This window comes from Wolbachia endosymbiont of Phyllotreta cruciferae (assembly GCF_918697765.1).
Classification (GTDB): Bacteria; Pseudomonadota; Alphaproteobacteria; order Rickettsiales; family Anaplasmataceae; genus Wolbachia; species Wolbachia pipientis.
The window spans coordinates 244,999-260,477 of sequence record NZ_OU953855.1; the positions used below are offsets into that span (position 1 = coordinate 244,999).

Sequence of the window (15,479 nt, forward strand, 5' to 3'; positions counted from 1 at the left end):
ATTATTTTTTAAAGAAAGCATCGATGCACGCATCTCGAAAGGCTTCATTTATATCAGGATGAGAGTGACAAATTCTGTATATATCCTCTGCTGCTGCGCCATATGCCATTGCAACCGCTGCTTCGTTGATTAGCGTATCAGCGTATGCTCCTATGATATGCACACCTAGTATTGTATCTGCTCTGCTACAAGTCAGCACTTTCACGAATCCTTCAGCATCATCAGTGATTTTTGCTCTGCCGTTTGCAGCAAATTGACATTTACCAACTTTGTACTTACGGCCAACACTTTTCAACTCCTCTTCAGTTTTACCGATTGAAGAAACCGCAGGGTGAGTGTAAATGACAGATGGTATAATTTCATAATCAACGTGAGGTACTTGCCCAGCGATTATCTCTGCAACTGCCACTCCTTCTTCTTCTGCCTTATGAGCAAGCATTGCTCCACCGATCACATCACCAATAGCAAATATTCCTTTCACATTAGTTTCATATCTGTTGTTAACTTGAACGAAACCGCGATTATCTTTTTCTATTTTTTCATCAATACCAAGATTCTCAGTACATGGTTTGCGTCCTGCTGCCACCAATACCTTATCCGCCTCTATAGTGTTTGTTTGATTATCTTTTACAGAGCAAACTTTCACACTCAAAGAATTACTACTTTGTTTTATCTCCTCAACTTTAGTGCTAAGTAAAAATTTTATTCCTTGTTTTTGTAGACTAGAAAATAGAGACTTACTTAATTCTCCATCCATTGCTGCAGCGATTCTGTCAAAAAATTCTACTACAGTGACTTCAGACCCTAGCCTCCTCCATACAGAAGACATTTCAAGCCCTATTGCCCCGGCTCCGATTACGACAAGTTTTTTTGGTACTTCAGTTAAAGATAGTGCACCGGTGGAAGAAATAATGTCTTTCTCATCGATATTAATTCCTGGCAAAGAAATAACGTCAGAACCGGTTGCAATTACTATATTTTTTGTCTTCAGCACCTTATCTTCAACTGAAACTTCAAGATTACCTTGGTCAAAAGAAGTAATTTTCCCAAGCCCATTGATTTTAGTGATTTTGTGAAGGTTAAACAGATATTCTATACCTTTTCCAAGTTCCTGAACTCTGGCGTCCTTATAGCCTAGCATTTCTTTTAAATCGAAACTTGCGTCCTTAATTTTTATGCCAAGCTTCGACAGATCATTTTTCGTGTGAGCATACTGATAGGAAGAATGGAGCAATGCTTTGGAGGGTATGCACCCAACCCGCAGGCACGTACCACCAAAAATGCTATTTTTATCTATGCAGGCAACTTTCAATCCAAGTTTTGCAGCAGCGATAGCACACTTATAGCCTCCTGGGCCACCACCTATAACAATTAAATCATAATCAGTCATAAAAAACAAACCTATTTTCTAAAGAATAAACACCTTTTCCCTCAGTTGTTACATATATCTTATTGCGAGTAAACACTGGAGTGTGAAACACATTACCAGGTACTTTGACTACCTTTCCTGCACTTTCAGATCCCGGAAAAGCAAACATTGAACCTTTATTGCTTGTCACCCACAGTGTATGCTTACTATTACCCACAAATAAAAACATAGTATTGTATTTACTCAAATAATTTAATTTTATTAACCTGAAAGCTTATTAGATTAAAATTATTAAACTAAGAGTTATAATTTTAGCAACTAAAAGCTGTAAATTGCACCATATAAACAGTTATTTCAAGCAAAAGTTATGCCATTAAGAGCTATGCAACAAACATTTATATTTGTGGGTAATAGTAAGCAGTGTATGGGCATGCATAATTGGAGCAAACAATTGCGTATTTTCTATTAAATCAGATGCCCAGACTGTTTCTCCATTTTTTATATCCAGGCCAATTATTTTATCGTCTTTAGTAACTATAAAAATTCTTCCGCCTTCTTTTTGCTCCTTTGGAGGAATAAGAGGACTGTAATATGATTCAATGTCTGATACACTTTTTACTTGCAGTGACTTTGACCATAAAATATTCCCTGATTTTACGTCAATACCATAAATATAAGAATTATTTGTAGCTATTAAAGTATCGCCAAGCACTCTCGGTGTAGTAGTTACATCTGTGAGCTGTGTATCCAAAAGGTTTGTAGCCAATTTTTGGCTCCACAATTTTTTACCGTCTTCATTAAAAGCTATTAACTCACCATTTGAAAATGGCGCTATTATTTTATCATTAGAAATTGCTGGCGATATGGAATACAAACCTCGAACCTCATTGATGCCGTTTTGATAAGTCCAAACGAAGCTGCCATCTTTTATATCAAACACGTACAGATAATTATCAATAGTCAATACTACCAATTTATTGTTTATTACTGCTGCTTTCCCTCTTACTGGAGCTCTCAATTCTTTTTCCCACTGAATCTCGCCGGTTTTTGCATCTATTGTGTGTAGAACGTTATCCACTATAAAGAAAACGTTTCCTCTGTGACGCAATAGGCTCATGTTACTAATTTTTTTTCTGTGTGAGAGGTGTAATTTCCAATTCATAGCCTTTGAGTTATCAATATCAAAGGAATATAAAGCGCCGTGCTTGTCTGATAAAATAACGCTATTTTCTGTAAGCACTGGAGCTACATATCCTTGAGATAGTTTTTTATCCACTAGACTTATTCTCTCGCTTGCCATTGTGTAACTGCTACACAATAACATTATCATGACAATTATTACTTTCATTATTTATTGAAAACAAGATTCATTAATATACATCTTAAGAACCTTAATTACAACGGAAATGTTCTTGCTGCATGTTAAAAACGTTGATTTATGAACGAAATATTATATTATTATGTGAGATAATGTATACTCTTAGAGGTAGTACACCTCATCCACTATGCGGCAACGTGCATAGCTGTACGAACATTGAGATATAAAAGTAATTTATACCAAGAAGAAAGATGTCATCCAAATAGCCTCTTTTCCTGTCATCCCAGTGCTTGACACTGGGATGGCTCTGTTGAATCGCAACTGAAAAAATCTGGTGGCTACTGACAAAATTCATTATAAAATAGCCATTTAACCGCTTAAGGAAAAATATGCCACAAAAAATGAGAGTTAGTAACTGCCATGAATATAACAAATTTCTAGAAAAAAGAGGAAATATTTTTCGTTACATCGATAAAGCTATCGAAAATTGGTATGAAAATAGTCCAAAAATGCAGGGCGGCAACTATATTTATAGTGATAAAGTTGTGATTTTAGTGCATATAATCGTTAATCTTTTTAGAATTGGCTTAAGACAAACAGTCGGGTTTATAAAAGGATATTTGCAACAAATAGGAAGAGATTTGGCAGTTATCAGCTATTCGCAAGCTTCAAAAAAAACTTAATATTAAGATCAATGATTGCAGAATTGATAAAAATAATATGGAAGATATCGAAATTGCCATAGATAGCACAAGCATCAGCATTTATAACAACACACAGCAAGGAAAATAGCGCTGACAGAAAATATCGTGGCTATGAACAGACAAGAAAATTGCATGTAATGTTGAATATAAACAGCAAAAAAGCCATAGCTGCAGAATACAGTAACGGTCTGATCACTATGGAGCTTGCGATTTACTTAAAACGCGAATTCTGGACTAAGGAAGGAAGAAAGTATAGGAAATAGAAGGCTTTTTGGATTTGATGGAATAGGAAATGAGAGTAGAAAAGATATGAACCAAAAAATTAACAGGGGATCTATGGCGAGTGTGTTCAATTTCTAGTCTATTTTTTAGGTAACCAAAAACAGTCTCAATGATAGACCTTTTTCTCAGTAAAATCTTCTCATTTAGCGAAATTAATGCATTTTTCATACCTTTTTTCACCTTGGTAACAAGTTTCAAACCTCGGTCAAACAGCTTCTGAAAAAGCTCTTTTGCAATATAACCTTTGTCACCAAACAAAAGGCCGGTTAATTTTCCCGTCAGATTTGGCACAGGTATCCTATCATCAACATTGCCTTTTGTTAGCGTAAGTGCATGAATTTCACCATTTTCATTGATTACCATATGTAATTTGAAACCAAAAAACCAGCCGTAAGTACTCTTGCTTAATTTTGCAATTCCAGCAAAAACTTTGTTTTTGGATATTCTTTTTGCATGACAAACTGCAATGGGAGTTGTGTCTATATATGAAATTCCAGTGTTTTCTGACTGTCCACAAAGCCAATGCAACAACATTGCTAAATGCCACAAAACCCTAGGCTTTAGAGCAACAAACCTGGTATATGAAGGCAACTTTGGAAACTCTGATTTGTAGAGCAACGTTAGGTAATGTAGGTAGAAAGTTTTGAAATTTTTACACGGAGATTGTTGATATAGCAGGATTATTGTCATGATTTCGGAGTGCTCAATTTCCGTTATTCTTGTGGGTTTTTTACCATTTGGCAGTAGTTTACCTGCAAAATTTTTCTCTATATCTCTGCAAAAATCATCGACCAAACAAAACAGTTTTGTTATATCTTCCATGGGTAACCTCATCTATTTTTTTATAACTGCTGAGTTTACCCTGTTTTCTTGCCTTTTCTATTCTCCTTTAATCCAGAATTCGCGTTAAAGGAGTTAATTTTCAGCATGCCATAAAAGCACTATATGCAGACAGAGCATATGACAGACATAAACTCTATAAATTGTGTGATGAATGCGGCATAAAGACAAAAATTCCTCCAAAAAAACAATGCAGCAGAGCATCCAAAGTATGGCAGAGAGAAATGCTGCAATTAGACTAATAAAGTCATACAGCGAAGATGGAATGAAGAGGTGGAAAAGGCAAACAAACTACGGAAAAAGATCTTATGTAGAAAGTTTTTTCTCGCGACTGAAACAAACATTCGGGTTTAATTTTCGGAACAAATCTGAAATTAATCGTGGGAAGGAACTGCTACTCAAGTGTTATTTGCTTAATCAATTTACTGACATTGGTATGGCTAAATTTGAAATGGCTACATGAATTTATCGTAAATTACCACCGCATAGTTGTAACATTGTACCATATTACAATGTTCGTACAGTTGTGTGCGCGACCGGGGGTTTTATACTATTCTAGAAGTAACATACGGAAAAGGGGGGATTCGAACCCCCGACATATTTTCATATGTGCACGCTTTCCAAGCGTGTGCTTTAGACCACTCAGCCACCTTTCCATGCTTATTCATAATATTGAAAATTGTACTGCTAAACAATATAAAAACCTGGTATATAGGGTTCACCACGAAAATTCACAGTATTGTTAAACTTGCTTCTGCAAGTTGGAAATGTTTTATCGCAACCTGCGAGTATTGAATATTTATCTCCAGCAAAAATTTGGTATGGAGGCGAAGTAAACAACGTAACTACTTTATTTTTATATTCTTTTACTACACCTTCAAACGCTATTGAGCCAAAGAATTTTACTACTCCGTGCTTATAATATTCATCACTCTCAGTTAAATTCGTGTCTTCAAATCTTCTTTCATCTATTACTTTAGTGATTGTACTTATTTTACTAAATTTTTTAGTATCGGCTTTACATTTATCATCGCAAAATTGTGCTCTGCATGCAGGAGAGTATAATTCTGCTATGCTTCTCTCAAGCTTTGCTGAGAGCCCTCTAATTTCAGCAATAAATCTTCCACTACTTAATGTCACTTTACCAAAAATTCCTGAATGTAGATTCATTGTTCCCTGGGTCAAGTCTTTATAATTCACAAGAAATATCTCAATATTTGCAAAGTCGTACTTTCCTGATAAAACATCTTTTTCTTTGATATCAACACTATTTAATATTCCCTCAATTTCCAAATTATCAGTCTTTAAATCGCTGTTTAATATTATACTACTGGCTGTAAATCCACTTGAAGATTTATAGAGTATATTATCAATATTTAAGTCTTCATCATAGTCAGTGAATCCCATTACTTCTCCACCTGCGAGCTTTAATTTCCAGCACGTAGCAGTGGTAAGTAATTCTCCAGCTAAATGATTTTTTAGTGTGGTTTGCATAGGGGCCTCCTGCTTAATTGATTAAATTTGAAAGTAGCTATACGGCCAGTAGAATAAGGGCAGTGTGTTCTTTTCTCATCATCTAAGTAGCCATAAAGCGTCATTCCGGTGACCATAGGGTGTCATTCCAGTGCTTGACACTGGAATGGCTTTGTTGCATCGCTCAAGTGAAAAGAACTGGCAGTTACTGACAAAATTCATTATAAATAGCCATTTAACCTTGAAAGAAAAAATATGCCACAAAAAATGAGAGTCAGTAACTGCCATGAATATAACAAATTTCTCCAAGAAAGAGGAAGCATTTTTTGTTATATCAATGACGCCATAGAAAATTGGTACGAGAATTGTCCAAAAATGCAGGGCGGCAACTATATTTATAGTGATAAAGTTGTGATTTTGGTGCATATAATCGTCAGTTTCTTTAGAATTGGTTTAAGACAAACAGTCGGGTTTATAAAAGGGTATTTGCAACAAATAGGAAGAGATTTGGCAGTTATCAGCTATTCACAAGCATCAAGAAGGTTTAAGAAACTTAATATTAAGATAAATGATTGCAGAATTGATAAAAATAATATGGAAGATATCGAAATTGCTATAGACAGTACAGGAATTAGTATATACAACAACACTCCTGGTCACAGCAAGGAAAATAGCACTGACAGAAAATATCGTGGCTATGAGCAAACGAGAAAATTGCACGTAATGTTGAATATAAACAACAAAAAAGCCATAGCTGTAAAATACAGTAACGGTGTCTACTCTGATCACTATGGAGCTTGTGATTTGCTAAAAGAAGTTGATTTTCAGCATGCCATAAAAGCACTATATGCAGATAGAGCATGTGATAGGCACAAGTTTTATAAGTTGTGTAACAAATACGATATAAAGACAAAAATTCCACCAATAAACAATGCGGCAGAACATCCAGAAATAGATTATATGTCTGACAGGAATGCTGCTATTAGGTTAATAAAATTATACGGTGAAGATGGCATGAAAGAATGGAAAAAAGAAGTAAATTATGGGAAAAGATCTTATATTGAAGGGTTTTTCTCAAGATTAAAGCAAATATTCGGATTTAGTTTTAGGAATAAATCTGAGATAAATCGAGAAAAAGAACTGCTAATCAAATGCTATTTGCTTAATAAATTCACTGATATTGGTATGGCTAAATTTGAGATAGTTACATGAATTTACCATAAATCACCATCTCATAAAGTGTGATGCAACAAAGCCCACTGGAATCCAGGAAATTTTGCTTGTAAGTAAGCAAACTGATTTGGTGAGCATAAAAAGTGGCTGATCTTATGCTGAATAAACGCTTTTGATGAAGTTGCATGGAAAGCTGGATCCCAGTGTCTGGGCACTGGGATGACATCCTTCTTGGTGGAGTGTCCTCAAATCACAATGTTCGTACAGTTGTGTGTCACGCACTGGGATGACAGGAGAGAGGACACCATATGTTTATTTGATCGACAAATAAACACTAACAGACAAGAATACACCACAGTTAACTGTGGTGTGTACTGGCTGGTTAGAAAGAAAACTTCACACCAGTAAGAAGGAGAATTCCTTGGTTAGAAGGTACATCAGCATCAGACTCATCTTTCAGCTTACCTGTTTCGTTAGTCATAAAATAATGGAGAGCTGCGTAAGGAACAAATTTGTTCTTACTGCATGCAGGAGACAGATCATATTGAACGCCAAGTGCACCATCATGAAGCATATCTTTGTCATTCATTCTGCTGCCAAAATACGTCAAACTTGTGTAGATATTCTCATGTTGATACCCAGCTCCTACAGTCCAATACATGGTATCTATACTATCTTTACCAAATTGAGCTTTCAGCCCTTCCACTCTTTTGCCATCAGTAGCATCTTTACTATCAATTTCCGTATAGGTATCACCAATTAATTTTTTAATACCCTTTGGTTGACCAGATTTGCCCAAGTATGCAAAAGAGGCAGCAAACTTTACGCCTTGATCTTCATTAATCTTATAATCAGCGCTTACACCAAAATTAACACCCATCAGGTCATTATACTCCACAAATTCCTTATAAAGATGCTTATCTTTACTTGGTTGCTTTGGAAAGCCATATTCACCAACTGCAGAAGTTTTAACTTTTATGTTATGTTTATCAAAGTCATATTCATATGATGCACCAGCACTTACTATGTGCTCATAGTCTGGGCCGACATGCTTTATCGTTTCCTTATGTTCTATCTTACCGCCTTTATCTTCTGAAACTGTTTCTTTTACAGTAAACAAACCACTATCATAACGAGGTGAGTAGCTGATACCAAATCTTGCGCCCATATAATTTGGTGAGTAGTAAGCAACTCTAAATGGCAGTGTAGTCATAACGCCTTTGTTATATTTCCCTGCCATACGGAAAGAGAATTTTTCACTTTCACTCGAAAAACTTTCAGTGTAAAGACGTGGTGTTACATAAAATGGAAAGCTAGCAGCGCTTCCTTCTAAGTTCACTTTTCTGAACCAGTCACTATCTGCAGCTCCGTCAACAGTCGCAATTCTTGTTGCATCAAGCCTCATCAGAGCCTCAGGACCAAATTGGTAACCAAGCTTCACGTCACCATATTTTGAGTTAACAAACACATGCGCACTTCTGCCTTTTGCAGCATAAACACCCTGTGAAGCTCCCTTACCTTCGGTCACTGGGACATGAAACTGCACGTCAGCACCATAAAGAAGACCTAAATCTTCATTCTTATTTTCTGCTCTGAGGTGCAATATTGCATCAGCAATCATACCCATATCGTTGCTGTAATCACCAATATTTCCTATTCCTTCATAGAATATTGGATTTGCTCCTTTTGTTATATCTGGAGTGGCATTATAATACTCTGTAGATCTGTTTGGCATAACGTTATAACGTTTATAATCTGCGCCACTTGGTCCAGCTTTGCCATAACCTTGAGCATCAACAACACCACCAAAAGTTATTCTTAAATTACTTTGCCCTTGATTGGTATCGATAATATCAACTCCACCAACTGAAACAACAGGACTTGCCTTACCTTTTTCCTCTGTATTTTTGTTAACAACTTTTATATCCTTCTTTACATCTTTAGCTTCAACTTTAGCATTCTTAGTTTTAGAACGCTTAGTTTTTGAAACTTTACCTTTTTCTATATTAGAATTCTTAGCGTTTAGAGCTTTCGCTTTTGAATCCTCTATAAGCTTTGCTTTTTTCTCATTTGCTAGCCTGATCTCCTCTTTTTTCTTCTGCTCGGCTGCTAATCTTAGCTCCTCTTTTTTCTTAAGCTCTTCAGCTTTTTTTCTTGGATCAGCATTACATATTCTGTCCATCTTTTCTTTCAGTTTTTTATTTGATGTTTTCATAACTTCTGTTTTTCCAGAAGTTTTTGTGCTCTCTTGCTTTTTTATTTCCTTCATACTCTCATCAGGAAAGTCAGCTGCAAAACTGCTGAAAGAACATAAAGTTAATAAAGAAACTAGAGCAGTTCTAGTATACATAGACTTTTTCATGAAGTGCCCCCAAAAAATTTCGAAATCATATCTTAAATGTAAATAGTATAAAAATGTTGAAAATTCAACTTAAAGCAACCTTATAACGAAAATAAAAGTAAAATGCAATACCTTAAAAGCAACTTTCTTAATATGCTCAACGTGTATATTAACCAAAATTTAGTACAGAGGCTCGCTTGTTAGTGCATTATAACTCGACTATTTATTCTATGGAAGTAAAATTTTTCCACCACAAGTTATTTGCCATTCTTCTTTAAATTTCTTTAGGTATTCTTTTTTTTCGCACTCTAAAAGTAGCTCTTCCACACTTTTGTTGTAGCTTTCAGTAGTAATCCTTCCCTGATGATGCATGAACCTTAAGTAAATCAAATAAGTGTTAATTACATCTGTTTCACAATAATCTCGAATCTCTTGTATCTTGCCGCTATCGTATAAGTCCATAACTTGTGACCCATCAACTCCAATCTTACCAGGAAGATTAAATGCTGCACAAACTTCGTTCATTTTTACTCTCGCAGAAGCTCCAAAATCAGAGAGGGATTCGAGCAAATCACAATGCCAATCACTGCTATATCTCTGATTGTAACTATTCCACTTATCGCCAGCTTTATGAAAATATTCTGCTTGAATGCCATGGACCATAGCACGATACTTCAGCACTGGTATATCAAAAGTGCGTCCGTTGAACGAAACTAATCTTGGCTTTTTCTCTGATATGTAGTTAAAAAATCCTTTCACTAGCTCCTTTTCACTGGAATTTAGTGTGCCTCCAGATCTTATTTCTTGCAGTGTGAACACCTCATAACCACTCTGGTAGCTTATATTGCAAAGTAAAAAACTAATAACTACAACAAGGTGAAAAGGCTGACGCAGAAAAGAGTTTTGCCCGTTTGTTATTTCAAGATGATATTTTGTTAATGCATCCCTCTTCTCTTCTACACTACTATCATCACTAATATTGAGTAAATTTTTGCAGGAATTTACATCTGGTATAGTTTCAATATCAAATACCAATAAAGAATTAAGCATTGCCTATATACTCCTCCGGACGGTCGATCCAAGGTCGCACTTTCACAAATAAAAAGAGGTGTACCTTGCACTCAAATAATTTTTCTAGTTCAGCACGCGCTTCGATATTAATTTTTTTTATATTACTGCCATCTTTTCCTAGCACTATTTTTTTATGACTATCTTTCAACACAAATATGATCTGTTTGATGACTAAACTCTTATCTTTTTTTTCCTCAAATTGTTCAGTTATAACAGCTGTAGAGTATGGCAATTCTTCACGCAAGTTCAAGAATAATTTTTCTCTCGTAATTTCTGCTGATAAAAAATTTGTCGAGGAATCGGTTATTTGATCTTCTTCATAAAACCAGGGGCTCACCGATGCAACTTCAGACAAGTAATTCATCAAATCAGAAAGTCCATCATTCTTTAATGCTGATATCATAAAAACCTTTTCAAATTTATAAAGCAAATTCAGATGCTCATGCGCCATCTTTAATTCAGGCCTTTTTACCAAATCAGTTTTATTGATAACCAAAATGCATCTGCCTTTTGTGCGCTGCAGCCGCATAAATATAGTCTTAATTCTTTCTATATTTTTCAAATAATTGCTTACATCAACAAGCAACAAAGTGATGTCACTATCCTTAACTGCCGACCATGCAGATTTGACTAAAGCTTTTTCAAGTTTTGTTTCTGCTGAGAAAATTCCTGGGGAGTCAGTAAAGACAATTTGTGTGTTGTTGCATGTTGCAACACCCCTTATTTGCGTCCTTGTTGTTTGCACTTTAGGGGTGACAATTGCAATTTTCTTGCCTATGATGCTGTTAATTAATGTAGACTTCCCAGCATTTGGTAAGCCAGCTATCGTTACAAATAAGCATTTTTGTTCTTTCACAAAGAAAATTATAAAGAAAACTGAATGTCAGCGTCAAGCTACTTATATGACAAGAAGTCAGAAAATCCATAGGAGGATTTGCTAATGAAGGCTCTTAAGTTGACGCCATTGCCAGAACGACTGCTTGATTTAAGGGTAACGTTTTAACCATAAGGTCACTAACTCCTTAATATGTGTGTTCATAATTTGATTTTCCACGAAAGACATAATAGCAATAACCAGTGTAAGTTAAAATGATTGGTAAAAGCGGTATTATAACAATGAGCATTAAAGATAAACTTGGCCCAGAAGCAGCTGCATCCAGAATGGTATATTGAAAAGGTATAATCCATGGGTAGATACTAATTCCTAAACCTAAATATCCCATAAAAAAAATAGCAATACTGAGAAAGAATGGACGGTACTCCCGTTTAGTATTCTGAAGATCAAACCACAGCATGAAAAATAGCCAAGATGTGAGTAATGGAATAGAAAATAAATAATAAAAATTTGGCATGCTAAACCAAAAGTTTTTAATACGTTCATTTAAAAATGGTGTCACTACACTCACTAGTCCCATGAAAATACCTACAAAACCAAGCGTATAAGAAGCAACCTTGCGTGCCCATTCTTGTGTTATATTTTCTGTCTTCATTATGAGCCATGTAGAACCTAAAAGTGCATATCCAAATATCACAGCAATGCCTGTCATTACACTAAAAGCACTTGCCCAATCAAATTGGCCACCAGAAAAGTTGCGTCCGTTTACTTCTACACCATGTATAAATGCACCTAAAATCATGCCTTGGCAAAATGCAGCACCAAGTGACCCAAAATGAAAGGCATAATCCCATAATCGCCTGTATTTTCCTTCTGCCTTAAAACGAAACTCAAAGGATACTCCGCGCACTATAAGGCCAAGCAGCATAATAATGATTGGAATATAAAAAGCAGGCATTAATATTGAATATGCAAGAGGAAAAGCAGCAAACAACCCTCCACCACCTAGTACCAACCATGTTTCGTTTCCATCCCAAAATGGTGCAATTGAACTTATCATGTGATCACGGCATTTATCTGACGGTGCAAAAGGAAGTAAAATACCAATACCTAAATCAAACCCATCCATTAAAATATACAGTAAAACAGCTATGGCAATTAGTAGTCCCCAGATTAGGGGTAAATTAATTAAGGAAGAAAAATCAAACATGATTGTTGCCCTTTCCAGATGTACCAGCATCAATCACTGAAGCTCCAATACCGTGTTTATAAAATTGCTCTTCTTCTTTAATGACAGGAATTTCTTTGTATATAAGTTTCAGGATATAGTAACTGCCTGCTCCAAATATAAGGGTATACATAACGATAAATGCAATCAAAGACCATGCAACCTGAGGACCGGTAATCGCAGGTGAAAATGATTCAATTGTGCGCATAATTCCATATACAGTGTAAGGTTGACGACCAATTTCAGTAGTGAACCAACCTGCAAGTAACGCTATGAACCCAGACGGCATCATTGATATCCACCATCCATGTAAGAAACAACTTTGGAATAATTTGCTACGAAGATACTGTATAACACTTACTAACCCAATTATGATCATTAAAATTCCAACTCCAACCATTATACGGAAGGACCAGAATACCCATACTACAGGTGGTCTATCTTCTTTTTTCCATTCCTTTAATCCTTTTACTTCTCCTAAAAAATCATGTGTTAAGATCAAGCTGGCAAGATTAGGAATTTTTATCTCGTAGTGATTAATTTCATTTTGCTGATCCGGATAAGCAAATAAAAGTAAGCCAGCCCCTTTTTCGGTTTCCCATATACCTTCCATTGCAGCAATCTTAGCAGGTTGATGCTTTAGTGTATTTAATCCATGCCTATCCCCCATGAACAGCTGAAATGGTGCAGCTAAAGCTACCATAATGGTTGCCATACCAAGCATAATTCTTGCTTGAGGAGCATGTCGTTTTCTCCAAAGATAAAATGCTCCTACACCACCAACCACAAAAGCTGTTGTAAGATAGGCTGCTGTTACCATATGAATAAAGCGATAAGGGAAAGAAGGATTAAAAATAATCTCTAACCAATTGGTTGGATATAGTAGACCATTCTCACCAATCGTGAATCCAGCGGGTGTTTGCATCCAACTGTTGGCTGCAATAATCCAAAAAGCTGAAATAAGCGTTCCCACTGCAACAATACAAGTAGAAGCAAAGTGCATACGAGAACTTACTCTATTCCATCCAAATAGCATAATACTCAAAAAAGATGCCTCCAGAAAAAAGGCTGTTAAAACCTCAAAGGAAAATAGAGGGCCGAGAACATTGGCTATGCGGTCAGAAAAAATTGACCAATTGGTACCAAGTTGATATGACATTACAACTCCAGATACCACTCCCATGCCAAAAGCAACGGCAAAAATCTTGATCCAGAATTTATAAACATCACGGAAACGTGTATCACCAGTCTTAAGCCAACACCATTCCAAAAAGGCTAGAAAACTTGCAAGCCCGATCGTGAAAGCAGGAAATATAATGTGAAAGCCTATTGTGAAGGCAAACTGAATTCGAGCTAGCAGCACAGAACTAAATTCAAACATTTTATCCAATACCCATGTATTACAAATAATAGCCAAATCTACCTATAATTCAATCCATTTTTTCAAAAAATATTTTAACAAGATACCATGTCAATTAGTGACCTTGCCCAGAAAAAGTAGAGAAAAAGTTAAGACGTTTTTGTCATGAGAATAAATTGTGCAGGAATGCAACTGTTCTTCCAATGGCGTCAACTTAAGAACTTTCATTAGCAAACTCTCCTAAAGACATGATGGCGTTTGGGCTTATCTACCTTATCGCGGCTATACAATCGTCCCGGTCGGATTTTAACTTTAGCGCGTATACTTGCTCTATCAAAAAGGGCTTGAAAGTTTTTTGGCGCAATAAGTACCTGATAGAGTTTCTGCCTCATTACACCAAATAAAACCGAAAAATTTAAACGATACTCAGCAATTTGATCTGGATTCCAAGGCCCTTGTGCATCACACATATGAAGCGACAATATATTACACATGACTAAGTTTGCCCAAAATTCTTGTAATACAGCCTCTAAATTTACGCCAGAAAAATTCTCTAACTCTGCACCTATTTTGAGTCGTTTATAGCACTCCTCTATATGCCACCTTAATACATAAGCTTTGCTGATATCTTCCAAAGTAAATTTTACTCGGTCAAAAAGTGAAGTAATCAATACCTCTGTTTCTCCGTTGGCTAATGTCAGCACTATTACTCTTACTTTCTGTCCTTTCATTTTATTTTTTAGCTTTTCATTTTCTAATATAAAATCGAAATCTAATTCTCCAGATGCAATTCGTTCCCATAGCTTGCTATAATTTCTTTTTTGCAAGCGAAAAATAAAATCTACTTCCAAATCATAATGCTGCTGAATGAATTTTACTGAAGACGATCATAGATAAATAATAATTTCTTTTGATTTAATGAACGCATTTGAGTGATAACTTCGGGTAATTGCTCTTCCGCCAACGTTTGTTCACCTATATTCCAAGCCGCAAGACGAGCACTACAAATCAGCGAAGTACACAAATCAACAAACAAATTGCCAATGGTGGCATTGTGCCTGTTGTTCCATTTGGTTTAAAGCGGCCAAACTCGGATACAATTTCCTCAGAGCTGGGTAATCTCATACCAGAACCATCTGCTGCAATAAGTCTATAGCCTCTCCAACTCAGGTTCATCCTGATAGGCTGTTTGGATGCTTAAATTCTTGAAAGCCTGTATGGCAAATCTTATATCTTGCTTTAGAAAAAGCTTGCTTTGAGGGTACATGTCAATGGCTCCATAAGTTCACATTCTATTCCCAAACTTTTTTTAACTAACTTTAAAATCATAGAAAATACTGCCGAAAAAGGAAGTTTTCTTGTTCGTGTAAAACTCAACACAATGGATTCTCTGAAAAGCTTTCGAGTATATTATATTTTTAATTTGTAGAATAAAATTTTTTCCTTTTTGTTTGGTAGAAGTCATAGTTTTAAATCCTCCTGATT

Annotated in this window: 11 protein-coding genes, 1 tRNA gene and 3 pseudogenes; 3 read left to right on the forward strand and 12 right to left on the reverse strand. The window is 35.8% G+C overall.

Features of this window, described 5'->3' with window-relative positions; translation table 11 throughout:
* Position 1 precedes the first annotated feature (1 nt).
* From lpdA to NL281_RS01220, 3 genes are all read right to left on the reverse strand, one after another.
* Positions 2-1,390 (reverse strand): dihydrolipoyl dehydrogenase, encoded by a 1,389-nt coding sequence (gene lpdA, locus NL281_RS01210; RefSeq protein ID WP_253303441.1) that lies wholly within the window; start codon positions 1,388-1,390, stop codon positions 2-4.
* On the reverse strand, positions 1,383-1,586 hold the full coding sequence (locus NL281_RS01215) for a hypothetical protein (RefSeq protein ID WP_370274002.1): 204 nt from the start codon (positions 1,584-1,586) through the stop codon (positions 1,383-1,385). Before NL281_RS01215 ends, lpdA begins: the two co-directional genes overlap by 8 nt.
* Before the next feature lie 156 nt (positions 1,587-1,742).
* Positions 1,743-2,717: an outer membrane protein assembly factor BamB family protein gene (locus NL281_RS01220; protein WP_253303442.1), complete on the reverse strand. Its 975-nt coding sequence runs from the start codon at positions 2,715-2,717 to the stop codon at positions 1,743-1,745.
* Positions 2,718-3,076: 359 nt separating this feature from the next.
* On the opposite strand from NL281_RS01220, the pseudogene NL281_RS09070 reads away from it, so the two are divergent.
* A pseudogene (locus tag NL281_RS09070) lies at positions 3,077-3,611 on the forward strand (transposase); the annotation flags it as partial.
* A gap of 14 nt (positions 3,612-3,625) precedes the next feature.
* On the opposite strand, the gene NL281_RS01230 reads toward NL281_RS09070, so the two are convergent.
* Positions 3,626-4,495, reverse strand: coding sequence for an IS982 family transposase (locus NL281_RS01230; RefSeq protein ID WP_253303228.1), 870 nt, complete (start codon positions 4,493-4,495; stop codon positions 3,626-3,628).
* A 110-nt stretch (positions 4,496-4,605) separates the two neighbouring features.
* On the opposite strand from NL281_RS01230, the pseudogene NL281_RS01235 reads away from it, so the two are divergent.
* Positions 4,606-4,976 (forward strand): annotated as a pseudogene (locus NL281_RS01235) (transposase); the annotation flags it as partial.
* 106 nt (positions 4,977-5,082) lie between these two features.
* Here the strand turns inward: NL281_RS01235 and NL281_RS01240 are convergent.
* Positions 5,083-5,169, reverse strand: a tRNA-Ser gene (locus tag NL281_RS01240).
* Positions 5,170-5,200: 31 nt separating this feature from the next.
* Positions 5,201-6,007 carry a DUF2163 domain-containing protein gene (locus tag NL281_RS01245; RefSeq protein ID WP_182320644.1) on the reverse strand — a complete coding sequence of 269 codons (807 nt, stop codon included), beginning with the start codon at positions 6,005-6,007 and terminating at the stop codon, positions 5,201-5,203.
* Between the two features lie 234 nt (positions 6,008-6,241).
* Here NL281_RS01245 and NL281_RS01250 point away from each other — a divergent pair, with 234 nt between their 5' ends.
* On the forward strand, positions 6,242-7,198 hold the full coding sequence (locus NL281_RS01250) for an IS5 family transposase (RefSeq protein WP_253303014.1): 957 nt from the start codon (positions 6,242-6,244) through the stop codon (positions 7,196-7,198).
* A gap of 343 nt (positions 7,199-7,541) precedes the next feature.
* Here the strand turns inward: NL281_RS01250 and NL281_RS01255 are convergent, their stop codons facing one another.
* The 6 genes and pseudogenes from NL281_RS01255 to NL281_RS01280 form a co-directional block, all read right to left on the reverse strand.
* Positions 7,542-9,521, reverse strand: coding sequence for a WD0745 family porin (locus tag NL281_RS01255; protein WP_012673252.1), 1,980 nt, complete (start codon positions 9,519-9,521; stop codon positions 7,542-7,544).
* Between the two features lie 207 nt (positions 9,522-9,728).
* On the reverse strand, positions 9,729-10,550 hold the full coding sequence (locus NL281_RS01260) for a 3'-5' exonuclease (protein ID WP_006279435.1): 822 nt from the start codon (positions 10,548-10,550) through the stop codon (positions 9,729-9,731).
* The gene (era, locus tag NL281_RS01265; protein ID WP_010082484.1) at positions 10,543-11,427 is read right to left on the reverse strand and encodes a GTPase Era; all 885 of its coding nucleotides are present in this window, start codon (positions 11,425-11,427) and stop codon (positions 10,543-10,545) included. The genes NL281_RS01260 and era overlap by 8 nt, the downstream gene beginning before the upstream one ends.
* Positions 11,428-11,593: 166 nt before the next feature.
* Positions 11,594-12,616, reverse strand: coding sequence for a cytochrome d ubiquinol oxidase subunit II (gene cydB, locus NL281_RS01270; RefSeq protein WP_010962802.1), 1,023 nt, complete (start codon positions 12,614-12,616; stop codon positions 11,594-11,596).
* Positions 12,609-14,015 (reverse strand): cytochrome ubiquinol oxidase subunit I, encoded by a 1,407-nt coding sequence (locus NL281_RS01275; protein WP_253303700.1) that lies wholly within the window; start codon positions 14,013-14,015, stop codon positions 12,609-12,611. The genes cydB and NL281_RS01275 overlap by 8 nt, the downstream gene beginning before the upstream one ends.
* Positions 14,016-14,221: 206 nt before the next feature.
* Positions 14,222-15,459 (reverse strand): annotated as a pseudogene (locus NL281_RS01280) (IS4 family transposase).
* Positions 15,460-15,479: the final 20 nt, after the last annotated feature.